Below are 10,153 nucleotides of genomic sequence, written 5' to 3'. Positions count from 1 at the left end.
CCCGAGGCGCCGCCGGCGGCCGCCGCGCCGGATGCTCCTGCCGCGGCGCCGGCCGCCGGCTGCACCGGATCCGCGAACTTCGCGCCGCTGTTGTTCGCCATGTACACGACGGCGCGCGCTATTTCGAAATCGCTGACGTCGTCGGGGCTGGTGCCGCCGCGCGCGGGCATCGCGCCCTGGCCGGTCAGCGCCACGTGCAGCAGCGTGTCGTAGCCCTGCGCGATGCGCGGCGCCCAGTCGCCGGCATTGCCGAACTTGGGTGCGCCGGCCGCGCCGCTGGCGTGGCAGGTCACGCACACCGCCTTGTAGATTTCCTCGCCGCTCTTGTAGCTGCGCGGCGCGTTGGCATCCTTGACGTCGACCTGCGCGAGCGGCGCGATGCGCGCGGCCACCGCCGCATCCGACAGGCTGTCGGTGCCGGCGCCGGTGCGGAACACGTGGTTGGCGTAGGTGGCGAACAGGATGATGATGACGATCGGGATCGCGAACGACGCGACAATCACGGCGATCAGTTGCCCGGGCGTCTTGATGGGCGCTTCGTGGTGGGGCGCTTCACTCATGCTGGCCTCGTCTCCGTGAGTAGGAATTTTGCTCGGGTTCGGCTGCGGCAGAATGTCTGTAGGCGGAAGCACCGATGATTATAGACGCCTCTTTTTCGAGCGGAAGGGCTCCGCGCGGCGGGCGTTTACCCGCAAGGCGGCGGGGCCGCCGCGGGCGGTGGACGCTGTCATGGAAACAAGGTATGCTCTCGCTCTTGCCGCCGTCCCGCCCGGGTTTTCGAGGGTCGTGACACGGTTTCCCGAAGCGCCCGTAGCTCAATGGATAGAGTACTGCCCTCCGAAGGCAGGGGTTGCTGGTTCGATCCCAGCCGGGCGCGCCAATCGCCGTAAGGCTCTCAGCGGTTTCTCCCCGTTTTCGTCGATCTCGTGTGCAGCTGGATTGCAGCCGCGCCGGTTTCCGTTCGTGCGGCCCACCTGGTTCAGTCCCCGTTTTCTTCGTCCCCGGCGTCGAGGCGACGGACCGGCAGCGGCGTGGTATCGGCCGTCAGCGGCCTGACCCATTGCGCCAGGTGATCCGCCGACAGGTGCGCATAACGCTGCACCATCTCCAGCGTTTCCCAGCCGCCCAGTTCCTTGAGCACCTGCAGCGGCGTGCCGCGTTGCACATGCCAACTGGCCCAGGTATGGCGCAGGTCGTGCCAGCGGAAGTCGGCGATGCCGGCGCGCTCGAGCGCCTTGTGCCAGGCCAGCGTCGAGGTCTGGTGGACCGGCCGGCCGCGGTAGACGAACACGCTGTCGCGGCAGCCCGGTGCGCGCGGCGCGCCCTGCTGGCGCTGCAGCACCGCCAGCGCGACGTCCGACAGCGGCACCGTGATTGCCTTCCTCGCCTTCGCCTGGTCGGGATGAATCCAGGTCACGCGGCGCACCAGGTCGATCTGCGACCACTGCAGGCCGGTCACGTTGGAGCGGCGCAGGCCGGTCTCGAGGCTGAAGCGCGCCATCTCGGCCAGGTGCGTGGGCAGCTCGGCCAGCAGCCGCTCGGCCTGGGCCGGCGTGAGCCAGCGGATGCGCTTCTCGGGCAGCCGGGTGCGCCGCGTGACCGGCGCGCGATCCAGCCATTCCCATTCGACGGCCGCGTTCAGCACCGCCTTCAGCACGCCGATCACGCGCCGCACGGTGGCCGCGCTGGCGCCGCGCCCGGTGGTCACCACGCCCTCGCGGGTGCGCACCGTGAGCGGTTCCTGGCGCTTGGCCAGCGCGATCGCGTCGATGCGTTCGCGGTCGATCCGGTCCAGCGCCAGGCCCGCGAGATGCCGGTCGAGCCAGCGCAGGTGCGTCTTCGAGGTTTCCAGGCTGGGCAGGCCCTCGCGCTCGGTGACGTAGCGGATCACCGCCTCGTTCCAGCTGTGGCGCGGCTTCACGCCCAGCCGCGCCTGGTTCCACAGCTGCACCTTCAGCCGGTCGTGGAATTCCTGCGCCTGCTCCTTGTCGCGGGTGCCAGTGCTTCCCTGTAGCGGCGTTCCGCCGCCTGGGGGGTAGAGCTTGTATTGCCAGTTCGGGCTGGTTTTTCGTTTGTAGAGCGACATGGGGCGAGGGGTTCCGAAGTGACGGTGACGTTGACGGGGGCGACCGGCGTTTCGCGCGGCAGCCATTCGCCCGCGAGGTAGCGCTGCAGGGCCAGGGTCGAGAAGATCCAGCGCTTGCCGACCTTGCGGCCCGGCAGTTGGCCGGCGCGGGCCTTGAGCCGGATGGTTTCCGGATGCGCGCCTAGCATCGCGGCCGCGCCGGCCAGGTCGAGGGTGGCCAGCGTCGCCGGCGGCTCGATCCCGGCCTCGCGCGGCGCGGGCACCGGCAGCGCAAGCCATGGACTCGCGGGATTCGTGGAATTCATCGGCAAGTCCTTGATCGGCAAGGGTTTTGGGCGCCATGGCTGGCCATCGGCGATGGCTGGCGGGCAGTGGCGACTGATGGCGCGTCATCCCGGCGGCGTTTGTCACCGATGGCGGAACAGCCGCGACTCGTGGCGCGCTGCGTGGCTTCGTGCTGGCCTTCCCCGCCCCTTTCTTTTCCTTTTCCTTCAATGATTTGAAGAGAGAGAGAAAAGCAGGGGCGCCGCGTCTGGTTTGGCCGACTGGTGGTGAAAACAGCGGGACTGATGGCGCGGCGGGGCGCTGTCGCGGCAGTCGATGTCTTGCGAATCAAGCACTTGGGCGCCAATGCCCGCGCCAGCCACGAGTCCTGCACGCTGCCCGGGTACCCCGGCGAGGCGATCGAGGCGATCGAGGCGGGCAGGCCCCCTCGCTTCCGGGCCCGCGCTCGCGCCCGGCCGGATCGATCGGCGGGGGGCGCGGGGGGCGAGTCGATGCGGCGGCCGGGCGCCATCGTGATCGGCGCCTTCATGCCGGGCTCCTGGCCAGCGCGTCGGAGGCGAGATCCTCGCGGATCGACACGTGCAGCCCGAAGCCGGCCAGCCGCTCGAGCGAGACCGGCGTCAGGTAGGGCACGCGCCGCGTGTAGATGCGCCGCTCGACCTCCTTCTCGCCCACCACCACGCCCGCCTGCTTGAGCTGCGCCTTGAAGATGCGATCCGACTTCACCGGCAGCGCGTTCCACTTCTCGCGCAGCGCGCTGGTGTGGGCGAGGTGGTCCATCACGTGGCCGGTGCGCAGCAGCAGGCAGAACTCGCCGTCGATGGTGTCGAAGGTGAAGGGATGCTGGTAGTTGCCGCCGTCGATCTCCGAGAGCACCGTCTCCATGATCCAGACCCAGGGCTCACGATCGGCGCTGGTCTCGGCCACGTGGCCGTTCATCTCGGTGAGCAGGTCGCGCGCGAACTCGCCCTCGGCCGGATCCATGCCGGCGAACTCGCACAGATAGCGCCAGGCCAGCGCGAGCGCCGCGTAGTTGCCGGCCATGCGCCGCGCGCCGTCGTCCTCGCCGCTGGCGCGGCAGTTGGCCAGCGCCTTGTCGCGCAGCGTCGCGTAATGCTCGAGCACGGCGCGCCGGTTCAGCCCGGCCAGGAACTCGAGCCACTGGCGCACCGGGAAGCGCGGCAGCTCGTCGGGCAGCAGCGGGCCGCGCTTGCCGGTCAGGGTGGTGCGCACCAGCTTGCCGAGCAAGCTGCGCACCGGCACGTCCTCGCCGGCCAGCATCACCGGCGCGCACAGCAGGTACTCGGTCATGTCGCTGCCGCGCCGCGTGACGGTGTACTGGTAGTTTTCCTGCAGCAGGCCGACGGCCTTGTCGATCACGTCCTGGCGGCGCGCCGACAGCTCCTCCCAGCCGATCGGGTGGCTGGTGTGGCTGATGCTGGTGAGCAGGCGGAATTCGGTCTGCAGCGACTGGCCCGAGAACATCGTGAAGGCCAGCGTGCGCTCGAGCCGCTTGATCAGCGTCGACTTGCCGGCGCCCTTGTTGGCCTGCACCGTCAGGTGCGGCCAGAAGCCGAGCAGGGCCTTCAGGTGGCCGCCGAGCGCCCACACCAGCGGCACGGTCGCGGCGTTCTGGCGGAAGGTCTGCTGGTAGGCGGCGATCACGCGCCGCGCGTCGGCCACCGGGCCGCTGGGGAAGCTGAGGTTGTGATACGGGCACTGCTTGTCGGCCTCGGTGAAATAGCAGTCGGGGCCTTCGTTGACGATCAGCCGGCCGTCGCGCCAGGCCAGGCCCACGAAGTTCGCGGCCTGGCGCGCGCCCAGGTCGGCGCCGCGCTCGAGGATGTTCACCATGCGCTTGAACGGCGCCGGCGCCCAGATCGGGCCGAACTTGTTCCACTGGTCGACGTTGTGCAACTGGTCGTCGAGCATCACGCGGCGGATCAGTTGCGCGCCGTGGCGCGGCGCCTGCACCGAGACCGCGAAGTAGACGGTGGGCGCCTGGTCCTCGTCGCCGGTCATGGTGGCGGTGGCGCTGGCCACCGAGACGCGGCTGATGCCGGCGATCCGGAAGCCGCAGAGATCGGCCAGCACCGGCGTCTCGGCGCCGCTTTCCTCGTTGCGCTCCATCTTGCTGATATGGCTGGTGAAGTCGGCGCGCACGCGAAAGCGCCAGTACTGCGCGAAGTCGTGCGAGGGCAGGAAGATGCGTGGGCGGCCGCGCCGCGTGGCGTCGCCGGGCAGGCCCGCGATCAGCCAGGGCTCGGTCTGCTCGAGCGCGCGCGCGAGCTCGGCCGCGCCGCGCTCGCGCAGGTAGTCGTTGACGTCGTTGATCGGCTCGCCGGCGCCCTGGGCCGCCTCGCGCAACCAGCCGGCCTGGTTGACCAGCATCGCGCCGATGTTCAGGCCGGTGAGCGTCTCGTAGAGCGCCCAGGCCGCTTCCGGGCCGGGACGATGGCCGGCGCGCGGATGGCCATCGGCGAAGGGCGCGTCGTTGTCCAGGCAGATCAGCACCTGCTTGCCGCGCAGGAAGCTGAAGTCGAGCTGGCCGACGTTGCCCAGCCCGCGCAGCGCGAAGGCCGCCGTGCCGGGCATCGCGCAACTGTCGATCGACAGCGCGTTGATCGCGCTTTCGACCAGGACCACGCGCCGCGCGCGCTCCAGGCGCCGCGCGTCGGCGGTCCAGCCGTGGCCGGCTTTCTCGCCCTGGGTCTGGGTCTTCACCGCGCCGTTCAGGGCGGGGTCCAGGTAGCGCATGTCGACCCCCGCCACCTGGCCATCGCGCGGCCCGCGCACGATGAAGGCGGCCGCCGGCCCGCCGTGGCCCACTTCGCCGGCGGCGAGCCGGGCGCTGCTCCAGTCGTTGAAGCCGAGCGTGCGCGCGGCGAACGCGGCGTCGATTGCCTCGGACGTGATGGCGCGGCCGAGCAGGTAGTCGCGCACGCCTTCGCGCGCGGCCAGGCAGCGCTCGGCGATGTAGTCGAGGGTCGACTTGGGGCGCCGCTCGGCCGTCGCGGGGCGCGTGGCGGCGATCCCGTAGCTGTCGTGCAGGTAGCGCAGCGCGTCTGCCAGGCTGCCGCCGCGCGCGTGCATCACCAGGTCCACGCAGGAGCCGCCGGCGTCGGCGCTGTGGTCGCGCCAGCCGGTGCCGTGCTTCGGGTGGTCCACGTAGATCGACAGCGAGGGGCTGCGGTCCTCGTGATGCGGCGAGTGATAGAGCGCGCGTTCGCCGCCGCGGCCGCGCTTCAGGCCCAGGCGCTCGGCCAGCTCGTGCAGGTCGATGCGCTGCTTCAGTTCGTCGATCGAGGCCATGGTCAGGGGCGGGGCTCCGTGGATTGCGGGTCGCTCGTGCAGTCGAGCGCGCGCAGCGCCTCGGCCGAGGCGGGGAAGCCGAGCGCGAGCCGTGCCGCGAGCGCGGCGAGGAACTGCCGGGAGGTGCCGGCCGGGGTGGCCGCGGCCGCCGCGGCGATCGCGGCGTGCAGCACCGCGTCGTGCGGGGCGATCGGGTGGGAATTCATCGGCGGGCCTCCGTGGTGGAGCGGGACAAGGGCAAGGCGGGCAAGGAGCGGGGCGGGCGGCACGGCAGGGTCAGCGGCAGATGCAGGGCGCGTTCGCGCATCAGGCGGGCCGCGGCCTCGACGGCATGGCGCAACGCGCGGTGGCGCATCGCCGCCTCGAAGTCGCCGATCAGGCGCAGGTGTTCCCAGCTCGCGCGCAGCGCGGCCTGGCGCGGTGCGAGGCAGGACGAGGCGCCGGGCGATCGGCAGGACGAGTCGCTTGCCGAATGGCAGGACGAGCAGCAGGTCGAGCCACAGGTCGAGCCACGGGACGAGCCACAGGTCGAGCCACAGGACGAGCAGCAGGACGAGCCGCAAGACGAGCCGCAAGACGAGCAGCAAGACGAGCAACAGAACGAATCACAGGTCGAAACGTCGGCCGGCAGCGGCGCCACCAGCGAACAGCAGGCGCCACAGGCGGCCACCAGGCCGCGCCGCGCGCCGATTTCGGGCAGCAGGGTGCCCGGGTCGAGCGCCGGGGCGATCGACCCTGGAACAGGGTGCGTCATGCTTTTCTCTTTTTTCGGGCAAACGGATCCCCTCACGCCACGCGGGCGCGATGCGAGGGGACGACGAAACGCGGAAGGGCGGGTTTAGACGGGCAGGTCGAGCTGCTGCTCGCCGCGTTCACGCACGTGCGGCGAGACCGGCAGTTGCAGCGTCGGATCGGGCATGGCCGAGGGCGAGAGGGTGCGCGCGAACTCCATGTTCACGACATAGGTGTGCCCGCATTCGACGTTGTTGCACTGGTAGGTGACTTCGCGAAAGGTCGGCGACATTTCGCGGCTGGTGCGCGCGGTGGCGCGCGTCCGGCAATGCGGGCAGCGATTCAGGATGCGCATGATGGAGGTCCTCCGGACGAGGCGGTGAGCGGGGCCGCGGCCGGCCGTTCGCTACGGGTTTCGACTTGGTATGGGGTTGGGGTGCTGCGGGGCGCGGGCGGGCGTCGCGCTCATCCCTCGGGCTTGCCGGCGGCCAGGCGCGCCGCGCGCATCGCGCCGATCAGCAGGCTGCGCGCGGTGCTCGACAGCGAGCGGTTCTGCGCCTGCGCGGCGCGCTCGAGTTCGCCGCGCTCGAGCTCGGACAGATGCACGTAGAGCGGCTTGCTCGACAGGGCAAAACGCGGGGAGCGGCGGGGTCCTTTGGCGGTCTTCACGGTCGGTATACTGGCTCGCTTAGTCTTGCGTTAATGTAAGCTCAGTGTGTCATCCATTTTTATGGACGTCAACAACTTGAATGGAAATTTAATGGACAGTGTGGGGAAACGGCTGCGCGGCGAGCGGATGCGCCTGGGCTTGAGTCAGCCAGAATTTGCCGCGCTGGGAGGCCTCAAGCACAAGACGCAGCTCAACTACGAGGCCGACGTCAGCGCGCCCGACGCGCGTTATCTGCTGGCGCTGCGCGAGGTGGGCGTCGACATCTGGTACGTGCTGACCGGCGAGGTCAGCCCGGCGGTGCTGCCGGCCGACGAGGGCGACCTGGTCGACGGCTACCGCCAGCTCAACGAGGCGGGCAAGGCCGCCGTGCAGGGCTTCATCGCCACCTGCATCAACACCGGCTCGATGACCGCAGGCGGCGAGGGCGCGAGCACGCCGCGCGTCAAACGGCTCGCCGAAAATCGCCGCGCCGCGCTCGACCAGCGCATGGCCGAGAACGTCGAGCGGGCCATGGCCGAGGTCGAGCGGCTCAAGGCCGAGCGCGCCGGCAAGACCCGGAAGTGAGTACCGAGTACCGAATGGCGCGCCGGGCGTGCCATTGCGGACCTCCGCGAGGCAATCGTCAGCCTGCGCTGAGAGATTCGACAGCTTGATACTGTATGGATATACAGTATTATCTTGCTGACACGCGCTGCCATTCCGAGGCGATCCGCTGCCGTGCGGCGCTGTTGTCGAACGTGTCCGTGGGAGACCAGAACAAATGCACAGCAACACGAAGCCCTTCGAACGCATGACCGGTGTCGCGCCGCTGGCCGAGCGGCCAGTCAATCCGGCCGCGCATCTGCTCGTCGCGCCGAGCCTGCACACCGCCGCGCATCTCGACGCGGACGAGCGGGCCGAGGCGGCCGCGGCGATCGATACCGCGATCGATTCGGTGGGCGTGGTGCTGGAGGCGGCGCTGGCCGCGATGACGACGCTCGGCCAGGTGCGCGCCATGCTGGTTCGCGACGACGAAGGGCCGGGCGGCGCGGCCGCGGCACCGCGCTAGCGCCGCGCGCCGTTCCCGGCATATCGCCGGCTGCTGGATCCGCACCAGCGCCGGCATCTTCATCGGCACCTCCGCCGCCCGGGTCGAGTTCTTCGGCCCGACTTCTCCTGATGACCTGATCTCCGCTCGCAGCCGGTTTCCCGCGCCGCGCTCGAGCCACGTGCCGTCACCGCTCGCCGGGCTCACGACGTGGCGCCCGGTGCCGCCGTCTTGCCGGCGTTCTTCTTGTCCGCCTGGGCGTCCTCGCGCGTCTCCAGCTCGAGCTCGGTCTGCAGGCCATTGTTGTCGAGCGTGTGCCGCGCGCTCTTGATCAGCCATTCGATCGCATCGATCTCGGGCTTGAGCCCGCTGAAGCTGACCGGCGTTTCCGGAAACACCTCGGGCCGGCCGCGCGCGAGCGAATAGGCGAGCGTCTGCTTGCCGCGCTGCATGCGCTTGTACTCGGCCTGGGCCGCGGCCATCGCCTCCTCCTGCGAGGCGTAGTCGTCGGTCAGCACCTTGACGTTCTTGCTGGTCTCGCCCTTCACCGTCACCGACAGGCGCCGCCCCTTGCCGTTCGAGTGGTAGTTGGCGCGCACCGCGTCGTACTTGTCGCGATCGGCCGAGCGGTACTGGTGATGGTCGCCGTCGGCGCGGGTCAGCGCGAGCACCGCCAGCGGCTTGCCGCTCGCGCTCTTGCCGGTGTCGATCGGCATGAACAGCAGCCGCTTGTCCTTGACGTTCATCACCGCGTCGTAGCGCTTGGCCAGGCGCGTCAGGAAGGACATGTCGGATTCGTGGGTCTGGTCGACATGGGCGATCTGGATGGCGGCCAGCGCCGCGCCCACCACCGGCTGCAGCGCGTAGCGCGCGGCGATCGCCTGCACGATCGCGCCGATGGTCTGCTGGTGCCAGCTGCGCTCGCGGCGCTGCTGCATGCCTTCGCTCATCGCGGCCGAATGCGCGCTGACCGACAGCGTGTCCGGCGTGCCCGACCAGCTCACCGTGTTGACGATGTAGGTGCCCTTGTCGACCAGCGGCTCGCCGCTCCAGCCGATCGCCACCTTCAGCTCGGCGCCGAGCGTGGGCAGCGCCAGGTCGCCGCGCGTGTCGTCGAGCGTGATGTCCACCGTGTCGGCCTGGTCGGCGCGGTTCTCGGTGATCGTCAGCGATTCCAGGCGCGGCGCGAACAGCATCGAGATATCGCGGCCGTCGAGCGTGATCCGGTAGTCGGGCTGCGATTCGACGCGCGCGATGCGGCGCCGCTCGGCCGGGGTGCGTTGGTTCGAATTGCTCGGCATCAGGCGGCCCCGGTTTGCGAGGTGGGGGTGCCGGTCGTCGAGCCGGCGCTGGTGCCGGCGGGATCGGGGTTGTCGTCGGTCATGCGCAGCTCCGCGTCGTCCACGCGCGTGAGCGTCAGCGTGAAGGCGATATGGCGCGCCACGCCCTCGGGCGTGTGATAGGTCTGCGTCTCGTTGAGCGCGGTGATCAGGTAGGCGCCATAGACGTTGCCGCTGCCGTCCACCAGCACGTAGGCGTCGCCGTGGTCGGCCATCGCGGCGAGTTCGTCGATCGAGGCGATCGAGCCGATCGTCTCGGGCGCGACCACGCCGTCGAGCGTGATGGTGTCGTCGCCGGGGCCGACGTACTGGCGCGCGTCGCGCCGGCCGACCCGGGTTTTCGAGGCGTGCTTCCAGCCGCGCGCGCGCCCGAGCTGCTGGAACGGCGCCGAGGTGAGGCTGAACACGAACTGGTCGAGGGACATCAGCATGAGGAGGCTCCGGGTTAGTCGGTCAGTGCGGCGGTGGCGCGCTGGCGATCCTGGGCCGCCTGCTTGTCGAGGGCGGCCTTGATCAGGTTGGCGACGGCCCTCTCGTCCATGCCCGGCGTCGGGTAGACGTTGATGGTGACGTTCGAGCTCACCGTCGGCGCATGGAAGGGCGTGCCGCGCGCTGCCGCATTGAGCGGCGGGCGCCGGTCGATCGGCACCGTCGGCGTGGTGATCGGCGCGCTCGGCGGCGGAACCGCGGCGGCGCCGGCC

Annotated in this window: 12 protein-coding genes, 1 tRNA gene and 1 pseudogene; 3 read left to right on the top strand and 11 right to left on the bottom strand. The window is 70.3% G+C overall.

The features are described from left to right. Positions 1-560, bottom strand: a 560-nt coding sequence (locus F3J18_RS32785; protein ID WP_166916255.1) for a c-type cytochrome, incomplete at its 3' end; no start/stop codon positions are given. A 244-nt stretch (positions 561-804) separates the two neighbouring features. Between F3J18_RS32785 and F3J18_RS32780 the strand changes: the two genes are divergently transcribed. Continuing rightward, a tRNA-Arg gene (locus tag F3J18_RS32780) sits at positions 805-880 on the top strand. A gap of 99 nt (positions 881-979) precedes the next feature. Here the strand turns inward: F3J18_RS32780 and F3J18_RS32775 are convergent. From F3J18_RS32775 to F3J18_RS32750, 7 genes and pseudogenes are all read right to left on the bottom strand, one after another. Beyond that, entirely contained in the window at positions 980-2,086 is a 1,107-nt protein-coding gene (locus F3J18_RS32775) for a site-specific integrase (protein ID WP_166916253.1), read from the bottom strand. Positions 2,087-2,169: 83 nt separating this feature from the next. Continuing rightward, a pseudogene (locus F3J18_RS38720) lies at positions 2,170-2,391 on the bottom strand (helix-turn-helix domain-containing protein); the annotation flags it as partial. Positions 2,392-2,896: 505 nt separating this feature from the next. Continuing rightward, the gene (locus tag F3J18_RS32770; RefSeq protein WP_166916251.1) at positions 2,897-5,683 is read right to left on the bottom strand and encodes a toprim domain-containing protein; all 2,787 of its coding nucleotides are present in this window, start codon (positions 5,681-5,683) and stop codon (positions 2,897-2,899) included. Between the two features lie 2 nt (positions 5,684-5,685). Then, the gene (locus F3J18_RS32765; protein ID WP_166916249.1) at positions 5,686-5,889 is read right to left on the bottom strand and encodes a hypothetical protein; all 204 of its coding nucleotides are present in this window, start codon (positions 5,887-5,889) and stop codon (positions 5,686-5,688) included. Next, positions 5,886-6,437 carry a hypothetical protein gene (locus F3J18_RS32760; protein WP_166916247.1) on the bottom strand — a complete coding sequence of 184 codons (552 nt, stop codon included), beginning with the start codon at positions 6,435-6,437 and terminating at the stop codon, positions 5,886-5,888. Before F3J18_RS32760 ends, F3J18_RS32765 begins: the two co-directional genes overlap by 4 nt. A gap of 84 nt (positions 6,438-6,521) precedes the next feature. Then, complete coding sequence (locus F3J18_RS32755; RefSeq protein ID WP_025097752.1) at positions 6,522-6,770, bottom strand: ogr/Delta-like zinc finger family protein; 249 nt, start codon at positions 6,768-6,770, stop codon at positions 6,522-6,524. Between the two features lie 110 nt (positions 6,771-6,880). After that, positions 6,881-7,084, bottom strand: a complete 204-nt coding sequence (locus tag F3J18_RS32750; protein ID WP_013696212.1) for a hypothetical protein — start codon at positions 7,082-7,084, stop codon at positions 6,881-6,883. A gap of 91 nt (positions 7,085-7,175) precedes the next feature. On the opposite strand from F3J18_RS32750, the gene F3J18_RS32745 reads away from it, so the two are divergent. Both F3J18_RS32745 and F3J18_RS32740 read left to right on the top strand, forming a co-directional pair. Beyond that, a complete protein-coding gene (locus F3J18_RS32745) occupies positions 7,176-7,649 on the top strand; it encodes a transcriptional regulator (protein ID WP_025097753.1) in 474 nt (157 codons plus the stop codon). 196 nt (positions 7,650-7,845) lie between these two features. Further along, entirely contained in the window at positions 7,846-8,133 is a 288-nt protein-coding gene (locus F3J18_RS32740) for a hypothetical protein (RefSeq protein WP_025097754.1), read from the top strand. A 182-nt stretch (positions 8,134-8,315) separates the two neighbouring features. Here F3J18_RS32740 and F3J18_RS32735 read toward each other — a convergent pair whose 3' ends face one another. From F3J18_RS32735 to F3J18_RS32725, 3 genes are all read right to left on the bottom strand, one after another. Beyond that, positions 8,316-9,413, bottom strand: coding sequence for a phage late control D family protein (locus F3J18_RS32735; RefSeq protein ID WP_166916245.1), 1,098 nt, complete (start codon positions 9,411-9,413; stop codon positions 8,316-8,318). Next, the gene (locus F3J18_RS32730) at positions 9,413-9,883 is read right to left on the bottom strand and encodes a phage tail protein (protein WP_166916243.1); all 471 of its coding nucleotides are present in this window, start codon (positions 9,881-9,883) and stop codon (positions 9,413-9,415) included. The genes F3J18_RS32735 and F3J18_RS32730 overlap by 1 nt, the downstream gene beginning before the upstream one ends. A 14-nt stretch (positions 9,884-9,897) precedes the next feature. Then, the coding region (locus F3J18_RS32725) for a hypothetical protein (RefSeq protein WP_043218109.1) at positions 9,898-10,153 on the bottom strand (256 nt) is incomplete at its 5' end.

The organism is Burkholderia sp. Ax-1720 (genome assembly GCF_011753035.1).
Classification (GTDB): domain Bacteria; phylum Pseudomonadota; class Gammaproteobacteria; order Burkholderiales; family Burkholderiaceae; genus Burkholderia; species Burkholderia gladioli.
Note: the sequence above shows the minus strand (reverse complement) of the source record. Positions and strands in the feature narration are given on the sequence as shown.

What these genes read in the sequence shown, in the direction of transcription:
- F3J18_RS32760 (WP_166916247.1), bottom strand. Translation starts at nt 6,437, where the DNA reads ATGACGCACCCTGTTCCAGGGTCGATCGCCCCGGCGCTCGACCCGGGC.
- F3J18_RS32735 (WP_166916245.1), bottom strand. Translation starts at nt 9,413, where the DNA reads ATGCCGAGCAATTCGAACCAACGCACCCCGGCCGAGCGGCGCCGCATC.
- F3J18_RS32745 (WP_025097753.1), top strand. Translation starts at nt 7,176, where the DNA reads ATGGACAGTGTGGGGAAACGGCTGCGCGGCGAGCGGATGCGCCTGGGC.
- F3J18_RS32765 (WP_166916249.1), bottom strand. Translation starts at nt 5,889, where the DNA reads ATGAATTCCCACCCGATCGCCCCGCACGACGCGGTGCTGCACGCCGCG.
- F3J18_RS32770 (WP_166916251.1), bottom strand. Translation starts at nt 5,683, where the DNA reads ATGGCCTCGATCGACGAACTGAAGCAGCGCATCGACCTGCACGAGCTG.
- F3J18_RS32755 (WP_025097752.1), bottom strand. Translation starts at nt 6,770, where the DNA reads ATGCGCATCCTGAATCGCTGCCCGCATTGCCGGACGCGCGCCACCGCG.
- F3J18_RS32740 (WP_025097754.1), top strand. Translation starts at nt 7,846, where the DNA reads ATGCACAGCAACACGAAGCCCTTCGAACGCATGACCGGTGTCGCGCCG.
- F3J18_RS32775 (WP_166916253.1), bottom strand. Translation starts at nt 2,086, where the DNA reads ATGTCGCTCTACAAACGAAAAACCAGCCCGAACTGGCAATACAAGCTC.
- F3J18_RS32730 (WP_166916243.1), bottom strand. Translation starts at nt 9,883, where the DNA reads ATGCTGATGTCCCTCGACCAGTTCGTGTTCAGCCTCACCTCGGCGCCG.